Source organism: Phytobacter diazotrophicus (assembly GCF_052061655.1).
Lineage (GTDB): Bacteria > Pseudomonadota > Gammaproteobacteria > Enterobacterales > Enterobacteriaceae > Phytobacter > Phytobacter diazotrophicus.
The window spans coordinates 3,859,979-3,880,764 of record NZ_CM125428.1; the positions used below are offsets into that span (position 1 = coordinate 3,859,979).

Here is a 20,786-nt window from a genome sequence, read left to right on the forward strand (position 1 = left end):
AGTGTCCCTGCCTGTTTCTGTCAAAAACGTGATTGTGTGCTACCCGGTGTCGAACGGGCGACGAAATGACCCGGGCCGATGCTATGTAACTGCACACGCTGTACCGTCTCGCCGCGTTTATGGATGTTGCTGGGGATTTCATCCGACAACAACACCCGCTGCGCCCTCGGGTGAGACGGGTCGGCCACCGGAACGGCGGCCATAAGTTTACGGGTGTAAGGGTGCTGCGGGTTCTCAAACACGGCGCGACGTGGGCCAATTTCCACAATCTGACCGAGATACATCACCGCCACACGGTGGCTGATTCGCTCCACAACCGCCATATCATGAGAGATAAACAGAAACGCAATCCCCATCTCCCGTTGTAAATCGAGTAACAAATTGATGATTTGCGCACGGATCGAAACATCCAGTGCCGAAACCGATTCGTCTGCCACCACCACGCGCGGGTTTAAGGCCAGCGCTCTGGCAATACAGATACGCTGGCGCTGACCGCCGGAAAACTCATGGGGATAACGCCACGCATGTTCCGGTTTCAGCCCGACACGTTCCAGTAACCACAGCACGCGCCGCTGGGCATCTTCTTCATTCATTACGCCATGTACCCGCAGCGGCTCCATGATGGAATAGCCCACGGTCTGCCGGGGGTCGAGGGAGGCGTAGGGATCCTGAAAAATAAATTGAATGTCCCGACGCAGTGGCTGCAACTTACTGTCGGGAAGCGTATCGATACGCTCACCTTTAAACGTAATCACCCCGCTCTGGCTTTCCACCAGCCGCAGCAGCGCCCGCCCGGTCGTCGACTTGCCGCAGCCGGACTCGCCCACCAGGGATAACGTTTCTCCGGGCCACAGGTCGAAGCTCACCCCTTCCACCGCATGCACTTCTCGGGTGACGCGATTTAACACCCCGCTGCGCAGCGGGAAGCGCGCCACCAGGTCGCGAACCTGCAAAATCGGCTCGCCCGCCACCACGGTGTCCTGCTCGGTTTCCGGCTCCTGATTTTCAGGATGTTGTAACGAAACCAGCGGAAAACGACGCGGCAGATCGCTGCCGTTCATCGCGCCAAGCCGCGGCACCGCCGCCAGCAATGCTTTCGTGTAAATATGCTGCGGTGCGCTAAAAATCTGTTCTACGGTGCCCGTTTCCACCGCTTCGCCCTGATACATCACCAGCACGCGGTCGGCAATATCCGCCACAACCCCCATATCGTGGGTGATAAAAATCACCCCCATCGCCATCTCTTTTTGCAGCACGGCAATAAGTTGCAGAATCTGCGCCTGGATAGTGACATCCAGCGCCGTGGTCGGCTCATCGGCAATCAGCACCGCCGGACGGCAGGAGAGCGCCATTGCAATCATCACCCGCTGGCGCATACCGCCGGAAAGCTGATGCGGATAACGAGACAAAATGGCCTGTGATTCAGGGATGCGTACCAGGTCCAGCATTCGCCGGGCTTCCGCTATCGCCTCTTCTTTGCCCAGCCCCTGATGCAGACGGATGGATTCGGCAATTTGCTCACCCACCGGAAACACCGGATTCAATGAGGTCATAGGCTCCTGAAAAATCATAGCAATATCGGCACCGCGCACGCCGCGCAGGCGAGAGGCGTTGAGCGTCGCCAGATCGACACGCTCCCGGTTACGGCGCAACAGGCGCATATGATCGCAACTCACCTCGCCGCCGGATTGTTCCAGCAGGCGCAGTAGCGACATAGCGGTGACCGACTTACCGGACCCCGACTCCCCGACAATCGCCAACGTTTCACCGCGTTTGAGGGTAAACGACAGGTTACGCACCGCCTGGGTGAGCTGTTTGTCATGGCGAAACGCGACATTCAGATTGCTGACATCCAGCACCACATCGGCGTCTGTTTCATACCCGTGCGACACCCTACTCTCCTTATTCACGATAAATCCCTACGCTTGGCGCATCTCCGGCATAGCCCCAGGCGCGATACATCCCTTCACTGTTAAAAGGCAGTGCAATGTTACCTTCACGATCGACGGCAATCAGGCCGCCGCTACCGCCCAGCGCAGGCAGTTTTTCCATTACCACCGCCTCACAGGCTTCATGCAGGCTTAAACCGCCGTAATCCATTAACGCGGCGATATCATAGGCAGCCAGCGTGCGAATAAACACTTCCCCGGTTCCGGTGCAGGAGACCGCCACGCTGGCGTTGTTGGCATAACATCCCGCGCCGGGCAGCGGACTGTCTCCTACCCGACCCGGTAATTTATTGGTCATTCCGCCTGTCGAGGTCGCCGCTGCCAGGTTTCCCTGCTTATCCAGCGCCACCGCACCGACAGTGCCCATTTTTTTCGTTTCATCCAGCGGCGCACCGCCATGATCCAGCACGGTCTGCCCCTCCGCACGGGCGGCAAGAAGCTGCTCGTAACGCTCCGGCGTCGAGAAAAGCTCGGGCGATACCGGCTCCATCCCTTCGGCAAAGGCGAAGTTCTCCGCCCCTTCTCCCACCAGCAACACATGGGGGCTGCGCTCCATCACCAGACGCGCTGCCAGCACCGGATTACGTAAGCGGCTTACACCGGCGACGGCCCCCGCGCGCAGCGAATACCCGTCCATCACGCAGGCATCCAACTCATGGGTTTCATCGCGGGTAAAAACAGAACCAATGCCCGCGTTAAACAGCGGACACTCTTCGAGTAAGCGCACGGCCTCGGTCACCACGTCCAGCGCGCTTTCACCAGCATTGAGCATCTTCTGGCCGGTTTCGACAATGGCCGATAGTGCGGCAATGTACTGCCGTTCTTTTTCCGGGCTCAGTTGCGCGCGGGAGATGGCCCCTGCGCCACCGTGAATTGCAATTACCGCTTTGGTCATTTTTTTATCGCCCGGTCAGGATAGCTTGCTGCTTTTTCTATAAATATCATTATCGTCGTCACAGCTTCATACAATTTTTGAATATAGAAAGTCGATCCTGCGATGTAAAGCAGGCATCTCACTATGGCACTTGAGGAGTACATGCAGTCGGGCCTCATTTTCTGCCATAATGGCCCCTTTCACGCGTGGTGCTGGAGTAAATTATGGAATATACCGCAGGCTTGATCCCGCTGGATTCGGCCCTGGCGCAAATGCTGTCTCGCGTTTCGCCACTCACAGAGAGCGAAACCCTTCCGTTGCTAAGCTGTTTTGGTCGCGTTGTGGCGCAGGATGTGATTTCACCGCTGAATGTGCCGGGTTTTGACAATGCCGCCATGGATGGTTATGCCGTACGCCTTGCCGATCTCGAAAAAGGTGAACCGCTGCCGGTTGCCGGAAAAGCGTTCGCCGGGCAGCCCTTTCACGGCGAGTGGCCTACAGGCACCTGCGTGCGCATCATGACCGGTGCCCCTGTCCCGGCTGGCTGCGAAGCCGTAGTGATGCAAGAAGAGACTGAGCAAACCGACGCGGGTGTGCGCTTTACCGGTAAGGTTAAAGCCGGGCAAAACATCCGCCTGCTGGGTGAAGATATTCGCGCGGGCGCCGCCGTGTTCAGCGCCGGGAAAAAACTGACCGCCGCCGAACTCCCGGTGCTCGCCTCGCTGGGCATTGCCGAGGTGCCAGTCGTCCGTAAAATCCGCGTGGCGCTCTTTTCCACCGGCGATGAGCTGCAACTGCCTGGTCAGCCGCTGGCGGACGGACAAATCTACGATACCAATCGCCTGACGGTTCACCTGATGCTGGAACAACTGGGCTGTGAGGTCATCAACCTTGGTATCGTGCGTGACGATCCGGCCACACTGCGCGAAACTTTTATCACGGCAGACCAGCAGGCCGACGTGGTGATCAGCTCCGGCGGCGTGTCGGTGGGGGAAGCGGATTACACCAAAACTATCCTGGATGAGCTGGGTGAAATCACCTTCTGGAAGCTTGCTATCAAACCTGGCAAACCGTTCGCCTTCGGCCATCTCAAGAATAGCTGGTTCTGTGGTTTACCCGGTAACCCGGTCTCTGCCGCGCTGACCTTCTATCAGTTAGTACTGCCGCTGCTGGCGAAGCTGAGCGGTAATACCGCCAGCCCACTGCCGCTACGCCTGCGCGCCCGCGCGGCAACCCGCCTTAAGAAAACACCGGGTCGCCTTGATTTCCAGCGCGGCATCCTCAGCCGTGATAGCGACGGAGAGCTGATTGTCAGCACCACCGGTCCGCAAGGTTCACATATTTTCAGCTCCTTTAGTCAGGGCAACTGCTTTGTGGTGCTGGAGCGTGAGCGCAGTCATGTGGAAGCCGGTGAATGGGTCGAGGTTGAAACCTTTAACCATCTCTTCGGAGGCTAAGATGGTAGATGAGCTGAGCGATGAAGAGATGCTGCGCTATAACCGGCAGATTATTTTGCGCGGCTTCGATTTTGATGGCCAGGAGCGGTTAAAAGCATCACGCGTGCTGGTGGTGGGATTAGGCGGTCTTGGCTGCGCAGCCGCACAATATCTGGCTGCGGCGGGGGTTGGCCAGATGACGCTGCTGGATTTCGATACCGTGGCGCTCTCCAATCTCCAGCGTCAGACGTTGCACAGCGACGCGACAATTGGCGAGCCAAAGGTGGAATCCGCCAAAGCTGCCCTGGCGCGAATCAACCCGCATGTTCAGCTCGACACCCTTAACGCCCTGCTGGATGAAAGCGCCCTGTCGGCGCAGATTGCCGCCCACGACCTGGTGCTGGATTGCACGGATAATGTCGCCATTCGCAATCAGCTCAACGCCGGGTGTTTTGCGCAGAGTATTCCGCTGGTCTCCGGTGCCGCCATTCGTATGGAGGGGCAAATCAGTGTCTTTACCTGGGGGGACGGCGAGCCCTGCTACCGCTGCCTGAGCCGTCTGTTTGGTGAAAACGCGCTGACCTGTGTCGAAGCAGGCGTGATGGCGCCGCTGGTGGGGGTGATGGGTTCATTACAGGCGGTAGAAGCGATTAAAGTGCTGACGCACTTTGGTGTGCCCGCCGCCGGAAAAATCGTAATGTATGACGCGATGACCTGCCAGTTCCGGGAGATGAAGTTGATGCGCAATCCCCAGTGTGAGGTCTGCGGAGGTAAACAGCAAAAGGCAACGTAAGTTGCCTTTTTAGTGTTTGCTCCCTCTCCCGTAGGAGAGGGCCGGGGTGAGGGCATCAGACCGCACAGGGTTAAATCGATGTCCGGCCAAACGCCGCTTGCCAGTCCTGCTCAAACTTCGCGACAGCAGCCTCTACCGCAGGCGCGGCGATAAACTGTTGCGCCACATCCAGCGGCAACGTAATCGACTCACAGCCTGCCAGCAGACACGCCAGCGCCTGGCGCGGTGTCTTAAAGCTGGCCGCCAGCACCTTCGCCCCTGGCGCATGCAGGCTCAACAAACGCTGTAAATCATTTACCGTCTGAACTCCGTCACCGCCCTGCGCATCCACGCGGTTCACATACGGCGCGACATATTCTGCCCCCGCGAGTGCAGATAACAACCCCTGCCCGGCGCCGTATACCGCCGTGCCAAGCGTTGGAATGCCTTCAGCTTTCAGACATTTTATGGCTGCCAGCCCCTCCGCCGTCACCGGCACTTTCACCACCAGGTCGGGAATAATGGCACGCAGCTTATGGGCATCAGCCACCATCCCCTCAGCGGTGTTCGCCATCACTAGGGCAAACAGGCGGCCTTTGCCATCCAGCGCGTCGTACAGTTGCGGCAGCAACACCTCAACAGGCGTTTTGCCTGCCGCCACAATACTCGGATTGGTGGTCACGCCCGCCAGCGGAAAAATGCGCGCCAGCCGTTTCACCGCCGCCACGTCTGATGTATCGAGATACAGTTCCATTCTTTCACCCTCAAAATGTGAGATTCAGCATGCTTTAAAACTAACACGCACCAACCTGCCCAAGAGTTGACCTTTATCAATATAACTTTCATTCGAAAGTAATTTAATCTTCATACGCAAGATGAGGGCAACCTATGATTTTCAATATTCAACGCTATTCCACCCATGATGGCCCCGGTATTCGCACCGTCGTCTTTCTAAAGGGCTGTTCATTAGGCTGCCGCTGGTGTCAGAACCCGGAGAGCCGCGCCCGCGATCGCGAAGTGCTGTTCGACGCCAGACTTTGCCTGGAAGGCTGCGATCTTTGCCAGCAAGCGGCCCCGAAAGCCATTAGCCGGGCGCTTAACGGCCTGCTTATTGCCCGTGAAAATCTGACGGATAGCGACCTTAACGCCCTGACCGACTGCTGCCCGACGCAGGCGCTGACCGTCTGCGGGGAAGATAAATCCGTTGAGGACATCATGGCGACTGTGTTGCGTGATAAAGCCTTTTATACCCGCAGCGGCGGCGGTATTACCCTTTCCGGCGGCGAGCCGTTTATGCACCCGGAACTGGCTTTCTCCCTTTTTAAAGCCAGCCACGAACAAGGGATTCACACTGCTGTTGAAACCTGCCTGCATGTGCCATGGCGCTACATTGAGCCCTCTCTGCCCTATGTGGATCTGTTTCTCGCTGACCTGAAACATGTTGATAGCGGCGCGTTTAAACAGTGGACCGACGGCAGCGCCAGACGCGTGCTGGACAACCTGAAACGACTGGCACAAGCCGGTAAGCAGATGACCATTCGCGTGCCGTTGATTCCCGGCTTCAATGCCGATGAAAAATCCATTGCCGATATTACCAATTTTGCCGCCGACGAACTGAACGCCCGCGAGATCCACTATTTGCCCTATCACACGCTGGGCATGAATAAATACACCTTACTCAGTCAACCCTACACCGCCCCTGATAAGCCGCTTGATGCACCGGCGTTGCTGGCATTCGCCCAGAACTACGCCTGCGAGAAAGGGCTGACAGCGATATTACGAGGATAATCTCATGACGACGTTACAACTCTCGACCCTGACCGACCGTATTAAGGCGCATAAGAACGCACTGGTGCATATTGTAAAACCTCCGGTGTGTACCGAGCGTGCGCAGCACTACACCGAGATATATCAGCAGCACATGGATAAGCCCATTCCGGTACGCCGCGCGCTGGCGCTGGCCCATCATCTGGCGGAGCGTACCATCTGGATCAAGCACGATGAGCTGATCATCGGCAACCAGGCAAGCGAAGTGCGCGCCGCGCCGATCTTCCCGGAATATACCGTCAGTTGGATTGAAAAAGAGATCGATGACCTGGCAGATCGTCCAGGGGCTGGCTTTGCGGTAAGCGAAGAAAATAAACAGGTGCTGCACGCCATTTGCCCGTGGTGGCGTGGCCAGACCGTGCAGGATCGCTGCTACGGTATGTTTACCGATGAGCAAAAAGCGCTGCTGGAAACCGGCATCATCAAGGCCGAAGGCAATATGACGTCGGGCGATGCGCATCTGGCGGTGAATTTCCCGCTACTGCTGGAAAAAGGGCTGGACGGCCTGCGCCATAAAGTGGATGAACGCCGTTCACGTATCAACCTTACCGTTCTGGAAGATTTGCACGGTGAGCAGTTCCTGAAAGCGATTGATATCGTGCTGGATGCCGTCAGCCTGCACATTGAGCGTTTCGCCAACCTGGCCCGTCAAATGGCCCGTGCAGAAACCCGCACCAGTCGCCGCGATGAACTGCTGGCGATGGCGGAAAACTGCGATGTAATAGCCCATGAGCCGCCGAAAACCTTCTGGCAGGCACTGCAACTGTGCTACTTCATTCAGTTGATCCTGCAAATCGAATCCAACGGCCATTCTGTCTCCTTTGGCCGTATGGATCAGTATCTGTATCCGTACTATCGCCGCGATGTGGAGCTGGACCAGTCGCTTTCCCGCGAGCAGGCCATCGAAATGCTGCACGGCTGCTGGCTGAAATTGCTGGAAGTGAACAAAATCCGCTCCGGCTCGCACTCCAAAGCCTCAGCGGGCAGCCCGCTGTACCAGAACGTCACCATTGGCGGTCAGAAACTGGTCAACAATGCGCCGATGGATGCCGTGAACCCGCTCTCTTACGCGATTCTGGAATCCTGTGGCCGCCTGCGCTCAACCCAGCCGAACCTCAGCGTGCGCTACCACGCAGGCATGAGTAACGATTTCCTCGACGCCTGTGTACAGGTGATCCGTTGCGGCTTCGGGATGCCAGCGTTTAACAACGATGAAATCGTGATCCCTGAGTTTATTAAGCTTGGCGTCGAACCGCAGGATGCGTATGACTATGCGGCGATTGGTTGTATTGAAACCGCCGTCGGTGGCAAATGGGGGTATCGCTGTACCGGGATGAGTTTTATCAACTTTGCCCGCGTGATGCTGGCAGCGCTGGAAGGCGGTCGCGATGCCACCAGCGGCAAAGTGTTCCTGCCGCAGGAACATGCGTTGTCGAAAGGCAACTTCACCCACTTCGACGAGGTGATGGCCGACTGGGATAAGCAGATTCGCTACTACACCCGGAAATCGATTGAGATTGAGTATGTTGTCGACACCATGCTCGAAGAGAATGTCCACGATATTCTCTGCTCCGCGCTGGTGGATGACTGTATCGAACGGGCGAAAAGCATTAAACAGGGTGGCGCCAAATATGACTGGGTGTCCGGCCTGCAGGTGGGCATCGCCAACCTTGGCAATAGCCTGGCGGCGGTTAAAAAACTGGTCTTCGAACAGGGGGCTATCGGGCAACAGCAGCTCGCGGAGGCACTGGCCGCTGATTTCGACGGGCTGACGCATGAGCAGTTGCGCCAGCGTTTGATCAACAACGCACCGAAGTATGGCAATGATGATGATAGCGTGGATGCGCTGCTGGTACTCGCTTACCAGACCTATATCGATGAGCTGAAAAATTACCATAATCCACGTTTCGGACGCGGCCCGATTGGCGGCAACTATTATGCGGGGACATCGTCTATTTCCGCCAACGTGCCATTTGGTGCGGCAACCATGGCGACACCGGATGGACGTAAAGCCAAAACGCCGCTCGCCGAGGGGGCCAGTCCGGCATCGGGCACTGACCATCTCGGCCCGACGGCGGTGATCGGTTCAGTGGGGAAATTGCCGACAGCGGCGATCCTCGGCGGCGTGTTGCTTAATCAGAAGCTAAACCCGTCAACGCTTGAGAATGACAGTGACAGGCAGAAACTGATGTTGCTGTTGCGCACGTTCTTTGAGGATCATAAAGGCTGGCATATTCAGTACAATATTGTGTCCCGTGAGACGTTGCTGGAAGCGAAGAAACATCCGGATCAATATCGCGACCTGGTGGTGCGTGTTGCAGGCTATTCCGCGTTCTTTACCGCCCTGTCACCGGATGCGCAGGATGATATTATCGCGCGTACTGAACATACGCTTTAACATCCCATCCCGGCTGGCGCTTCGCTTAGCCGGGCTACCTCCCTTCCCCCCAACGTAGATACTGTTATGCCGCGCAAGCATTTCCCTGATGTAACGTGGCATCGAACGGGCGTCCTGACTTCAGGACGCCATAGGCAACCTGCGCCAGTTTCCTCATCATCGCCCCGATTATCAGCTTCGCATTCTTCCCGTTCTTCTCCAGCCGTTCCCTGAACACCCGACCCCATTCCGTTTTGTACAGCGTCACCATCGCTGGCATGTACAGCGCACGACGCAGCGACGCATGGCCCAGTTTACTCATCCTGCTCACCCGCCTGATACTGCTGCCTGATTCATGTTGCCGGGGCGTCAGACCTGCATACGCCGCGAACTGCCTCGCCTCCCTGAACCTGTCTTTCAGTCCCACATAAGCCAGCAGCACCGCTGCGGTTTTCGGGCCTATGCCCGGGATACTGTCCAGCAGTTTGCGCCGCTGTTTCATATCCGGGTCATCATCCGTCAGGTCTTTTATCTGTTTTTCAAGACGTTTCAGTTCCGTCTCCAGCCACAGCAGATGCATGTCTATGCTCGGCAACTGAACCTCACGCGCGCTTTCCCGCCGGTTCTGCTCCTGTACATGCATCTCTGTCAGCGCCTGATGCCGCAGCACCAGCGCCCGCAGGGCACGTTCAACCGGATGGGGGGCTTCCCATATCGCCGGGCGTTTCTCCCGGCAAAAATATGCCAGCTGGCGGGCATCCACCGTATCGGTTTTGCTGCGTATTCCCTGGCTCTGAACGAACGCTTTGCTGAGCATCGGATTGATAACAGAGACCTGATATCCTGCGTCAGAGAGATGAGCGGCGACATCTTCCATATACGTCCCGGTCGCTTCCATGCAGATATGGGCATTGCTGACCTGATGTCCCTGCAACCAGCTGACGAGCTCGTCATGCCCTCCGGGGGTGTTGGCAAATTTTTTGCTGCGGTGACGGCCATCAGGCCGCAACATATCGACATCGAGTTTAGCTTTGGCAACATCAATGCCGATAAAGTGAAGTTCGTGCTCCATAGTGTAACCCTCCTTGCAAATGCGGGGTACCGGGTAATCCGGTCCATGATACTGTTCGGTTTATCACTTGTGGATAACGGTGGTCCGGTGCGGGGATCTACGATACAGACTCAAAGTCTGAGCCCGGATACGGCATCCGGACCACCACCAGAGAGAACTGGCCGGTTATCTCTGGATTTTTTAATAATACAAGCCCGGGTCAGGCGCATTAGCGCCGCCACCCGGGAGAAAATGCCCCAATATTCTGCTGCATATTCGTGAATACAAACTTTCGAATGAAATAAATTTGTGCTTCAGGTCACACTGTTATTACAATGTTACGAGTGGTACTCAGACCAGGAGCTTATGTATGACCGTAAAAGTTATCGTCACTGATATGGACGGAACTTTTCTTGACGACGCCAAACAATACGACCGCGATCGTTTTATGGCACAGTTTGCCCAACTCAGGCAGCGTGATATTGAATTTGTCGTCGCCAGCGGCAACCAGTATTACCAGCTCATCTCCTTTTTCCCGGAACTGAAAGATCAGATCTCTTTTGTCGCCGAAAACGGCGCGCTGGTCTTTGAACACGGTCAGCAACTGTTTCACGGTGAACTTACCCGTCATGAAGCTCAGGTCGTTATCGGCGAGTTACTGAAAGACAAAGCGCTGAATTTCGTCGCCTGTGGGCTGGAAAGCGCCTGGGTCAGCGAAAACGCGCCGGATAGCTTCATCGACCTGATGGCAAAGCACTATCATCGTCTGCAACGTATCAGCGACTACCACCAGATTAACGATACCCTGTTCAAATTCTCGCTCAATTTACCGGACAGTGACATTCCGCAACTGATTGATAAGCTGCATGTTTCGCTGGATGGCATCATGAAGCCTGTGACCAGCGGCTTTGGTTTTGTAGACCTGATCATTCCCGGTCTGCACAAAGCCAACGGCATTACCCGTCTGCTGAAACGCTGGCAATTGTCGCCGCAAGAGTGTGTGACAATTGGTGATAGCGGCAACGACGCCGAAATGTTGCGCATGACGGCGTTTTCGTTCGCCATGGATAACGCCAGCGACGCTATCAAAGCCATTGCCCGTCATCGCACCGATGACAACAACCACCAGGGCGCGCTGAATGTGATCCAGGCTGTACTGGACGGTGCACCCCCGTTCCAGTGATTTTCCCGGCCGGAGTCGTCGCTCCGGCCTTTCCCCTTCTCTCTTTCCCTGCCCTTCTTTCAGCTTTGTGCTCTGCATCAAGTTTTTAAACTTGCATTAACTTATTTTTAACTTAAATTATCACTTGTAAGCTTAATTACTTTCGAATGAAAGATTGCGAGGCCATCATGACGTTCACCAGCGAAACTTTACCCGTCGACCATAAAGCGGCTATCCGGCAAATGAAGCAGGAATTGCGCCAGCAAATCGGTGACGTGAAAGCCATATTCAATCAACTCCACGCGCGGATTAGCCAACGCGTCGCAGAGATCAACGCGTTAAAGGCGCAGGGCGAGGATGTCTGGCCGGTGATCCCCTTTGAAGCGGTAAAAGAGGGGCGGGTAAGCGAGCAACAGCGTGCGCTGATTAAACAACGCGGCTGTGCGGTGATCAAAGGGCATTTCCCCCGCGAGCGGGCGCTCGGCTGGGACCGCGACATGATGGCCTATCTTGAGCAAAACCACTTTGATGATGTCTACAAAGGGCCAGGCGATAACTTCTTTGGATCTCTCGATGCCTCTCGTCCGGAAATTTACCCTATCTACTGGTCGCAGTCACAAATGCAGGCACGCCAGAGCGACGAAATGGCTGCCGTGCAGTCGTTCCTCAACCGCCTGTGGCGCTTTGAAAGCGAAGGGACAACGTGGTTTGATCCGGATGTCAGCGTGATTTACCCGGACCGTATTCGTCGCCGTCCGCCGGGAACGACGTCAAAAGGTTTAGGTGCCCATACCGATTCCGGCGCCCTGGAACGCTGGCTGCTTCCGGCGTATCAACGGGTCTTTGCCAACGTCTTTAACGGCAAACTGGACGAATATGATCCGTGGGATGCCGCGCATCGTACCGAGGTGGAAGAGTACACCGTCGAGAACACCACCAAGTGTTCGGTGTTCCGTACCTTCCAGGGCTGGACGGCGCTCTCCGATATGATCCCAGGCCAGGGGTTGTTGCATGTCGTGCCGATCCCGGAGGCAATGGCCTATATTCTGCTACGCCCACTGCTGGATGATGTGCCGGAAGATGAGTTGTGCGGTGTGGCTCCGGGTAAGGTGCTTCCCATTTCTGAGAAATGGCACCCACTGCTGATAGAGGCGTTAACCTCCATCCCGGCGCTGGAAGCGGGCGACTCCGTCTGGTGGCACTGCGATGTGATTCACTCCGTCGCCCCGGTAAACGATCAACAGGGCTGGGGTAACGTGATGTATATCCCCGCTGCCCCCCTGTGCGAGAAAAACCTCGCCTGGGCGCGTAAAGCAAAAGTCGCGCTGGAAAATGGCGTATCGCCAGGTGATTTTCCGCGCGAAGATTATGAAGCAAACTGGGAGGGGCGCTTCACGCTGGCCGATTTGAACGCCTATGGAAAACGGGCGCTGGGCATAGACTAAACGTCATACAGCCCTTCTCGCTCCACGGCGGTACGTCGTTGTCCCGGACGTATCCGCCGTACCGACTCCCTCACTACCAGCATGCCATTAATCAGCAGCGAGCCAATTGCCGCCTGCGGACGAATCAGCCGTTGCTGCAACATATAAACCGCCTCAGTACCGAGCTCATCGCGCGGCACATGGACCGCCGTCAGCGGCACATCCTGAATAGCTGCCAGGTTGAAGGCATCAATGCTCATCACCGAGACATCCTGCGGAACGCGTAAGCCGCGTTGTTGCAGCGCCCGCACGGTCCCTTCTGCCATAAAATCTCCCCCGACTAAAAACGCGGTCGGCGGGTTTTTATGTGCGGGACAGTCGAGCCACTCTGCAACCCGCTCCTGGGCTTCTCTTGCGCTAAAACTGGGAACAGTGATCAGATCGCGCTTACTCTGAAAACGTAGATTTCGCTGTTGCCAGGCTTCTTTAATGCCCGCCAGCCGCAAATCCATGGTATAGCGGCGCAGACACATCACGACCACCATATCGCGATGGCCGGAGTCAAACAGATAGTCGGCGGCAAACTCACCAATTGCCCGATGATCCGGGGCCACCGTTGGCAGGCGCATCCGCTTATCGCGACAGTTAATCAGTACGCAAGGTTTAGCAAAATCCGCGGCCAGTTCGTGAATATGCGGATCGTCAATCCCCAACAAAATTGCCGCCTGGGTTTCCGGCTCATTCATTCGTGTAATAAATACATTAGCATCGCTATCCAGCTCCTCCAGCGGGCAGTAACGCAGCCGCACCTCATGAGAATCCAGCGCCTTACTGATGCTTTGAATCACGCGGTAATAAAAGATATCGGAGCGCTCATCGAACGCCCGCTGTGGTGCGAAGATCACCAGGTTATTGAGCAGCAACCTCCCGGCTGCAATCCCCTCCATTACCCCTAAATCACGCGCACATTCCAGTACCAGGCGTCTGGCCGTTTCGCTGGTATTGGCCTTACCCGCCAGCACGCGGGAAACGGTGCTGGTCGACAGGTTGGTACGCCGGGCGATTTCAGTGATTTTTAGCTTTTTATCCATTTTGTGATCTTGCTCCGTTTCCGCGATGGGAAAATTTTCATGAAACACAGGCCTCATGAATACTGACCTGGAAAGCATAGTGCCCTTTTCTTTGGCGAATTGATGAGAATCTTTGCACAAAATCCACTATGGCTGACCTTTTTTCTCCCCTAACGTAAACATGTCGTACAACTTCCATACTAGTTGTCGGCGTATTTCAGGCTGAAGCAGAAAAAAATCCCTATGCGGTCCAGATCGGTATAACAAATTTCGAATGGCCCGCAACGACTTCCCTACAGAACGGTGCGTGGAGAAAAAAATGAGCCAGGGAATCAATAATAATGAAGTGGTGGCAAGCAAAAGCCGCCGGATAGTCAAAAACTTACGCTGGTGGGTGCTGGTCCTGTTTTTACTGGGCGTCACGGTGAACTACATCACCCGTAACTCACTCGGTATTCTTGCCCCCGAACTGAAAACCAGTATGGGCATTACGACCGAGCAGTACTCATGGATTGTGGGCGCTTTTCAGTTAGCCTATACCGTTTTCCAGCCATTATGCGGTTGGTTGATTGACGTGATTGGCCTGAAAGTGGGCTTTATGGTCTGTGCCATCATCTGGGCGCTGGCCTGTATTTTCCACGCTGGTGCGAGCAGTTGGTTGCAACTGGCTATTTTGCGTTTCACGATGGGGGCATCCGAAGCGGCCGCCACGCCAGCGAATGCCAAAACCCTGGGCGAGTGGTTCCCGAAATCTGAGCGCCCGGTTGCCGCAGGTTGGGCTGGCGTTGGTTTCTCGATTGGCGCCATGCTGGCACCGCCAATTATCTATTTTGCCCATGCCTCTTTTGGCTGGCAGGGCGCGTTTATGTTTACCGGTGTTCTGGCGCTGGTGTGGGTGCTGCTGTGGTGGGCGTTTTACTATAACCCGGAAAAACACCCGAACCTGAGCAAAGAGGAACTGGCCTATATCAAGCAGGACAACGAGGCGCCTGCGGTCAAACTGCCCTTCTTTTCCGCGCTGAAAACCGTCGCCAAAAACAAACGCTTTTACGGTATCGCCATCCCGGCGTTTATGGCGGAACCCGCCTGGGCCGTGCTGAGCTTTTGGGTACCCCTGTATCTGGCGAAAGAGCATGGGATGGACCTTAAGCAAATCGCTATGTTTGCCTGGCTCCCCTTCCTTGCCGCCGATCTGGGCAGCGTGGCAAGCGGCTATCTCACCAAACTGTATACCCGCTGGTTCGGCTGCTCTCGGGTTAACTCGGTGGTGGCAAGCTCCGTCACCGGTGCGTTTCTGATGATCTCGCTGGGCATCGTCGCAATCACCCGCGATCCCTATATCACTATCGTGCTGATCTCCATCGGTGGTTTCGGCCACCAGATCATCTCCTGCATGCTGAGCGCGCTGGTGGTGGAATCCTTTGATAAGGGCCAGATGGCTACCGTTAACGGTATGCGCGGCTCGGCGGCATGGATCGCCAGTTTCCTCTTCTCTCTGCTGATTGGCGTTACCGCTGACAAAATAGGTTTCAATCCGCTGTTTATCGCAATGGGCTTTTTTGACCTGATTGGGGCCATTTTCCTGGTGTCATTTATTGCTGAACGTCGCGCAAAACGCGTCTGATAATGGATGTCTGATATGAAAACGTTGAAAAACTGGACCTTACAAAAACAGGCGGCTCACCATATTGAACTGTTGGTGGATGGGCAACATACGCTGTGCCTGTATGTGCTGGAAAAAACGCTGTTCCGCGTGCTGTTAAAACGTAAAGGTGAACTGGCGCTGGACAGAACCTGGAGTATTGCCCCCACGCAGGATGTGCCATGGGAAGGCCGTCACCGTGAAGATATCAGCGGCTTTAGCTGCCCGGACTGGACGCTTGAGCAACACGATCAGCAGTTGGTTCTCGCCACCGAAGCGTTACGGGTTACCGTGCACCAGCCGCTGTGGCTGGAATGGCACTATCGTAATGAGGCCGGGGAGTGGCAATGGCTGGCAGGCGATCGTCCTACCAGCGCCTACCAACTCAATGCGCATGGCGATGGTGTGGCGCATTATCTGAGCCGTAAACAAGATGAGCGGTTTTATGGTCTGGGCGAGAAAGCAGGTAATTTGCAGCGTAACGGCAAACGTTATGAAATGCGCAATCTGGACGCGATGGGCTATAACGCGGTCAGTACCGATCCTCTCTACAAACATATTCCGTTTACCCTCACCCGCCGGGACGACATCAGCTACGGTCTGTTTTATGACAACCTGAGCAGTTGCTGGCTGGATTTGGGTAATGAAATCGATAATTACCATACCGCCTATCGCCGCTGGCAGGCCGAAGCGGGCGATATCGATTACTACCTGTTTACCGGTGCACGGGCGCTGGATGTCACCAAAGCGTTTGTCCGCCTGACCGGGAAAACCCTGTTTGGGCCGAAGTGGAGTCTGGGCTACAGCGGATCCACTATGCATTACACCGATGCGCCGGATGCGCAAAACCAGCTAATGAACTTTATTCGCCTGTGTTCTGAACATGCGATTCCCTGTGATTCGTTCCAGCTCTCTTCGGGCTATACCTCCATTAATGGCAAGCGCTACGTCTTTAACTGGAACTACGACAAGGTGCCGCAGCCAAAAGTCATGAGCCAGGCCTTCCACGATGCGGGCCTGAAACTGGCGGCCAATATCAAGCCGTGCCTGCTGCAGGACCATCCACGCTATAACGAAGTGGCAGAGAAAGGGCTGTTTATTCGCGATTCAGAAAAGGATGCGCCAGAACGTTCAAGCTTCTGGGACGATGAAGGGTCGCACCTCGACTTTACGAATCCGCAGACCGTCAAATGGTGGCAGCAAGGCGTAACCACGCAACTGCTGGAGATGGGCATCGACTCTACGTGGAACGATAACAACGAGTTTGAAGTGTGGGACGGCGAAGCCCGCTGCTACGGTTTTGGCCGCGAGATTGCCATCAAACATATTCGCCCTGTGATGCCGCTGCTGATGATGCGCGCCTCGCTGGAAGCACAGCAACGATTCGCCCCGGATAAACGTCCGTACCTGATCTCCCGCTCCGGCTGCGCCGGGATGCAACGCTACGTACAAACCTGGAGCGGTGATAACCGGACCAACTGGGATACGCTGCGCTTTAACACGCGAATGGGGCTCGGGATGAGTCTGTCCGGACTGTATAACGTGGGGCACGATGTGGGCGGCTTCTCCGGGGATAAACCGGATGCTGAACTGTTTGTTCGCTGGGTACAAAACGGCGTGATGCACCCTCGTTTCACCATCCATTCATGGAATGACGATCATACGGTGAATGAGCCGTGGATGTATCCGGGGGTGACGCCGGCCATTCGTAGCGCCATCGAACTGCGTTACCGTCTGTTGCCCTATTTTTATACCCTGTTGTGGCAGGCGCATGCGGATGATGAACCGATGCTGCGCCCGACTTTCCTCGATCACGAGCATGACACGCAGACGTTTGAAGAGTGTGACGATTTCCTGCTGGGCCGCGATATTCTGGTGGCCAGCGTGGTCGAAGAAGGTCAGCGCGAACGCCGTGTCTGGCTGCCTACGAACGAGACCGGCTGGTATGATTTTTACACTCACGAGTGGTTCTGTGGCGGGCAGTGGATTGTACGCGACGCGCCGCTGGAAAAACTGCCATTGCTGGTCCGCGCCGGGGCGGGATTGCCGCTCAGCGCGCGAATCAGGCATGTTAGCGCGACGGCGGATGATACCCGTGAGCTGAAACTGTTCCCGGTGAAAGGAACGGGGCACTCAGACGGGTTGCTGTTTGAAGATGACGGTGAGAGCTGGGGTTATCAGAACGGGAATGCCCTGTGGCTGGAATGGACAATGGCCTGCGACGCGGACTCTATTAATCTGACGATCGCCGCAACCGGTGATTACCGTCCGGCATGGCCGTCGCTTAAGGTATCGTTACCGGCAGGCGAAGGACGTAAGCTTCTGATCAACGGCGAAGCGCGGAGCGAGTGGGTGCTGTAGTCCCCTCATCCGGCCCTCTCCCAAAAGGGAGAGGGGACCGTTCGTGCTCGCATTTTTGTGGGGATTCCGCACCCTATGGGGGGAGGGGTTATTGGCTTACTCGATGCCTTTACTACGCAGATAATCTTCGTAATTGCCCGTAAAGTCGATGACTTTCTCCGGCGTAATTTCGATGACTCGGGTCGCCAGCGAGCTCACAAATTCACGGTCGTGAGAGACGAAAATCAGCGTGCCCTGATACATCTCCAGCGCCATGTTCAGCGATTCGATAGATTCCATATCCAGGTGGTTGGTTGGTTCGTCCATCACCAGAATATTGGGTTTTTCCATCATCAGCTTGCCGAACAGCATGCGGCCTTTCTCACCACCGGACAGCACCTTCGCGGGCTTTTTGATGTCATCCTGGCTGAACAGCAGACGCCCCAGAATGCTGCGTACCGCTTGCTCATCATCGCCCTCTTGTTTCCACTGGCTCATCCAGTCAAACACGGTGAGGTCGTTTTCGAACTCGTATTCGTGGTCCTGCGCGTAATAACCAATCTGCGCATTTTCCGACCATTTCACGGTGCCCTTGTCCGCTTCCAGTTCACCCACCAGCGTTTTCAGCATGGTGGATTTACCCACGCCGTTCGCACCGAGGATCGCGAGCTTCTCCCCCACTTCCAGCAGCAGGTTAACGCCTTTAAACAGCGGGCCTTCATCAAACCCTTTAGCGAGGGCTTCCACTTCCAGCGCGTTACGGAACAGTTTCTTGTCCTGCTCGAAACGGATGAACGGGTTCTGACGGCTGGAGGCTTTAACCTCTTCCAGTTTGATTTTATCAATCTGGCGCGCGCGTGATGTAGCCTGGCGAGATTTAGAGGCGTTAGCGCTAAAGCGGCTAACAAACGACTGCAGATCGGCAATTTGCGCTTTCTTCTTGGCGTTATCCGCCAGCAGACGTTCGCGCGCCTGGGTTGCCGCCGTCATATATTCGTCGTAGTTGCCCGGATAAACGCGCAGCTCGCCGTAATCCAGGTCAGCCATATGGGTGCAGACCATATTCAGGAAGTGACGGTCATGCGAAATGATGATCATGGTGCTGTTACGTTCGTTCAGCACCTGCTCCAGCCAGCGAATAGTATCGATGTCCAGGTTGTTCGTCGGTTCGTCGAGCAGCAGGATGTCCGGATTGGAAAACAGTGCCTGTGCCAACAGGACACGCAGTTTCCAGCCGGGAGCCACTTCGCTCATCGGACCGTAATGTTGCTCAACCGGGATCCCGACGCCGAGCAGCAGTTCGCCTGCGCGCGCCTCGGCGGAGTAACCGTCCATCTCGCCATATTGCGTTTCGAGATCGGCGACTTTGTACCCGTCCTCTTCGCTCATTTCGGCCAGACCGTAGATACGGTCGCGCTCCTGCTTCACTTCCCACAGCTCACCATGACCCATGATCACGGTGTCGAGGACGGTGAACTCTTCGAAGGCGAACTGATCCTGACGCAGCTTACCGATGCGTTCATTCGGATCGAGGGAGACATTCCCCAGCGTCGGCTCTAAATCGCCGCCGAGGATTTTCATAAAGGTGGATTTACCGCTCCCGTTGGCGCCGATCAGGCCGTAACGGTTGCCGCCGCCAAATTTGACGGAAATGTTTTCAAACAGCGGCTTGCTGCCGAACTGCATGGTGACGTTGCTGGTGACTAACACGGAATTATCCTGAAATGTGTGACAAACACCCTATTATGCCACAATTCCGAATTAGATTCCTGCCCGGAAACGAAGGGCTAAAATGAAACCAACGGGAAAAAAGTGTGATTTCGTACACATCTCAATTCCCTGTGCGCGGGAATGCACATATAATGCGCTCCCATCTATTAGAAAGAACCATTAACCTAACGGCCTGTGGCACGAATCTCGCACACCATGAATATGAAATTAACAACGCTTTTAGCGGCGGCGTTTGCCGTCGTGGGCTTTTGCAAAACCGCGTCTGCTGTAACTTATCCGCTTCCGACCGATGGCAGCCGAGTGATCGGTCAAAACCAGGTCGTAACCATCCCAGAGAACAACAGCCAGCCGCTGGAGTACTTTGCCGCGCAATATCAGATGGGTCTTTCCAATATGCTGGAAGCGAACCCGGGTATTGATGCCTATCTGCCGAAAGGCGGTACGGTGATGAACGTGCCTCAGCAGCTTATTCTGCCGGATACCGTCCATGAAGGTATCGTTATCAACAGCGCCGAAATGCGTTTGTACTATTACCCGGCAGGGACCAAAACCGTTATCGTTCTGCCGATCGGTATCGGCCAGTTGGGTAAAGACACCCCGATTGCCTGGACCACTAAAGTAGAACGTAAGAAAGCCGGTCCGACCTGGACCCCGACGGCGAAAATGCACGCTGAATATGCCGCCGCAGGTCAACCGCTGCCGCCAGTCGTCCCGGCGGGTCCGGATAACCCGATGGGTCTGTACGCACTGTACATTGGTCGCCTGTATGCGATCCACGGGACCAACGCCAACTTCGGTATCGGTCTGCGCGTAAGCCACGGTTGTGTGCGTCTGCGTAACGACGACATCAAATTCCTGTTCGAAAACGTACCGGTCGGCACGCGCGTACAGTTTATTGATGAGCCGGTAAAAGCCACTACCGAGCCGGATGGCAGCCGCTACATCGAAGTACATAACCCGCTGTCCACCACCGAAGCGCAGTTCAACGGCGGTGAAATCGTGCCGATCGCGCTGACCAAGAGTGTACAGAGCGTTACCAGCCAGTCTGACGTTGACCAGAACATCGTAGACCAGGCAATCCAGAACCGCTCCGGTATGCCGGTTCGTGTGAACTGATCCTTGCGCAAGCAT

15 protein-coding genes are annotated in these 20,786 nt (G+C 55.6%); 9 read left to right on the forward strand and 6 right to left on the reverse strand.

Annotation, left to right across the window (positions count from 1 at the left end):
- Positions 1-20: 20 nt before the first annotated feature.
- A complete protein-coding gene (gsiA, locus tag ACS0RQ_RS18850) occupies positions 21-1,892 on the reverse strand; it encodes a glutathione ABC transporter ATP-binding protein GsiA (protein ID WP_271849831.1) in 1,872 nt (623 codons plus the stop codon).
- A gap of 10 nt (positions 1,893-1,902) precedes the next feature.
- Positions 1,903-2,844, reverse strand: coding sequence for a beta-aspartyl-peptidase (iaaA, locus tag ACS0RQ_RS18855; RefSeq protein ID WP_108701762.1), 942 nt, complete (start codon positions 2,842-2,844; stop codon positions 1,903-1,905).
- A 203-nt stretch (positions 2,845-3,047) separates the two neighbouring features.
- Between iaaA and moeA the strand changes: the two genes are divergently transcribed.
- Both moeA and moeB read left to right on the forward strand, forming a co-directional pair.
- The gene (gene moeA, locus ACS0RQ_RS18860; RefSeq protein ID WP_271849832.1) at positions 3,048-4,280 is read left to right on the forward strand and encodes a molybdopterin molybdotransferase MoeA; all 1,233 of its coding nucleotides are present in this window, start codon (positions 3,048-3,050) and stop codon (positions 4,278-4,280) included.
- Between the two features lies 1 nt (position 4,281).
- A complete protein-coding gene (gene moeB, locus ACS0RQ_RS18865; RefSeq protein ID WP_271849833.1) occupies positions 4,282-5,052 on the forward strand; it encodes a molybdopterin-synthase adenylyltransferase MoeB in 771 nt (256 codons plus the stop codon).
- Positions 5,053-5,122: 70 nt separating this feature from the next.
- Here moeB and fsa read toward each other — a convergent pair whose 3' ends face one another.
- Positions 5,123-5,785, reverse strand: coding sequence for a fructose-6-phosphate aldolase (gene fsa / locus ACS0RQ_RS18870; protein ID WP_334633015.1), 663 nt, complete (start codon positions 5,783-5,785; stop codon positions 5,123-5,125).
- 134 nt (positions 5,786-5,919) lie between these two features.
- Here fsa and ACS0RQ_RS18875 point away from each other — a divergent pair, with 134 nt between their 5' ends.
- Together ACS0RQ_RS18875 and ACS0RQ_RS18880 are read left to right on the forward strand one after the other, a co-directional pair.
- The gene (locus ACS0RQ_RS18875) at positions 5,920-6,819 is read left to right on the forward strand and encodes a glycyl-radical enzyme activating protein (protein WP_271849834.1); all 900 of its coding nucleotides are present in this window, start codon (positions 5,920-5,922) and stop codon (positions 6,817-6,819) included.
- 4 nt (positions 6,820-6,823) lie between these two features.
- Complete coding sequence (locus ACS0RQ_RS18880; protein WP_271849835.1) at positions 6,824-9,256, forward strand: formate C-acetyltransferase/glycerol dehydratase family glycyl radical enzyme; 2,433 nt, start codon at positions 6,824-6,826, stop codon at positions 9,254-9,256.
- A gap of 64 nt (positions 9,257-9,320) precedes the next feature.
- Here the strand turns inward: ACS0RQ_RS18880 and ACS0RQ_RS18885 are convergent, their stop codons facing one another.
- Complete coding sequence (locus ACS0RQ_RS18885) at positions 9,321-10,307, reverse strand: transposase (protein ID WP_271851994.1); 987 nt, start codon at positions 10,305-10,307, stop codon at positions 9,321-9,323.
- Positions 10,308-10,656: 349 nt separating this feature from the next.
- Here ACS0RQ_RS18885 and ACS0RQ_RS18890 point away from each other — a divergent pair, with 349 nt between their 5' ends.
- Both ACS0RQ_RS18890 and ACS0RQ_RS18895 read left to right on the forward strand, forming a co-directional pair.
- Positions 10,657-11,469 (forward strand): Cof-type HAD-IIB family hydrolase, encoded by an 813-nt coding sequence (locus ACS0RQ_RS18890; RefSeq protein ID WP_125125071.1) that lies wholly within the window; start codon positions 10,657-10,659, stop codon positions 11,467-11,469.
- Between the two features lie 167 nt (positions 11,470-11,636).
- Complete coding sequence (locus ACS0RQ_RS18895; protein WP_271849836.1) at positions 11,637-12,893, forward strand: DUF1479 domain-containing protein; 1,257 nt, start codon at positions 11,637-11,639, stop codon at positions 12,891-12,893.
- On the opposite strand, the gene ACS0RQ_RS18900 is transcribed toward ACS0RQ_RS18895, so the two are convergent.
- Positions 12,890-13,963, reverse strand: coding sequence for a LacI family DNA-binding transcriptional regulator (locus tag ACS0RQ_RS18900; protein ID WP_271849837.1), 1,074 nt, complete (start codon positions 13,961-13,963; stop codon positions 12,890-12,892). The genes ACS0RQ_RS18895 and ACS0RQ_RS18900 overlap by 4 nt on opposite strands.
- A gap of 298 nt (positions 13,964-14,261) precedes the next feature.
- On the opposite strand from ACS0RQ_RS18900, the gene ACS0RQ_RS18905 reads away from it, so the two are divergent.
- Positions 14,262-15,566 carry an MFS transporter gene (locus ACS0RQ_RS18905; RefSeq protein WP_039077185.1) on the forward strand — a complete coding sequence of 435 codons (1,305 nt, stop codon included), beginning with the start codon at positions 14,262-14,264 and terminating at the stop codon, positions 15,564-15,566.
- Between the two features lie 15 nt (positions 15,567-15,581).
- Entirely contained in the window at positions 15,582-17,945 is a 2,364-nt protein-coding gene (locus ACS0RQ_RS18910) for a glycoside hydrolase family 31 protein (RefSeq protein WP_271849838.1), read from the forward strand.
- A gap of 96 nt (positions 17,946-18,041) precedes the next feature.
- Here ACS0RQ_RS18910 and ACS0RQ_RS18915 read toward each other — a convergent pair whose 3' ends face one another.
- The gene (locus ACS0RQ_RS18915; protein WP_039077188.1) at positions 18,042-19,634 is read right to left on the reverse strand and encodes an ABC-F family ATPase; all 1,593 of its coding nucleotides are present in this window, start codon (positions 19,632-19,634) and stop codon (positions 18,042-18,044) included.
- A 216-nt stretch (positions 19,635-19,850) separates the two neighbouring features.
- On the opposite strand from ACS0RQ_RS18915, the gene ldtB reads away from it, so the two are divergent.
- Positions 19,851-20,771 (forward strand): L,D-transpeptidase, encoded by a 921-nt coding sequence (gene ldtB, locus ACS0RQ_RS18920; protein ID WP_039077189.1) that lies wholly within the window; start codon positions 19,851-19,853, stop codon positions 20,769-20,771.
- Positions 20,772-20,786: the final 15 nt, after the last annotated feature.

Bases quoted from the DNA above. Each gene is read 5' to 3' on its own strand.
- iaaA (WP_108701762.1), bottom strand. From the start codon at position 2,844: ATGACCAAAGCGGTAATTGCAATTCACGGTGGCGCAGGGGCCATCTCC.
- moeA (WP_271849832.1), top strand. From the start codon at position 3,048: ATGGAATATACCGCAGGCTTGATCCCGCTGGATTCGGCCCTGGCGCAA.
- moeB (WP_271849833.1), top strand. From the start codon at position 4,282: ATGGTAGATGAGCTGAGCGATGAAGAGATGCTGCGCTATAACCGGCAG.
- fsa (WP_334633015.1), bottom strand. From the start codon at position 5,785: ATGGAACTGTATCTCGATACATCAGACGTGGCGGCGGTGAAACGGCTG.
- ACS0RQ_RS18875 (WP_271849834.1), top strand. From the start codon at position 5,920: ATGATTTTCAATATTCAACGCTATTCCACCCATGATGGCCCCGGTATT.
- ACS0RQ_RS18880 (WP_271849835.1), top strand. From the start codon at position 6,824: ATGACGACGTTACAACTCTCGACCCTGACCGACCGTATTAAGGCGCAT.
- ACS0RQ_RS18885 (WP_271851994.1), bottom strand. From the start codon at position 10,307: ATGGAGCACGAACTTCACTTTATCGGCATTGATGTTGCCAAAGCTAAA.
- ACS0RQ_RS18890 (WP_125125071.1), top strand. From the start codon at position 10,657: ATGACCGTAAAAGTTATCGTCACTGATATGGACGGAACTTTTCTTGAC.
- ACS0RQ_RS18895 (WP_271849836.1), top strand. From the start codon at position 11,637: ATGACGTTCACCAGCGAAACTTTACCCGTCGACCATAAAGCGGCTATC.
- ACS0RQ_RS18900 (WP_271849837.1), bottom strand. From the start codon at position 13,963: ATGGATAAAAAGCTAAAAATCACTGAAATCGCCCGGCGTACCAACCTG.
- ACS0RQ_RS18905 (WP_039077185.1), top strand. From the start codon at position 14,262: ATGAGCCAGGGAATCAATAATAATGAAGTGGTGGCAAGCAAAAGCCGC.
- ACS0RQ_RS18910 (WP_271849838.1), top strand. From the start codon at position 15,582: ATGAAAACGTTGAAAAACTGGACCTTACAAAAACAGGCGGCTCACCAT.
- ldtB (WP_039077189.1), top strand. From the start codon at position 19,851: ATGAATATGAAATTAACAACGCTTTTAGCGGCGGCGTTTGCCGTCGTG.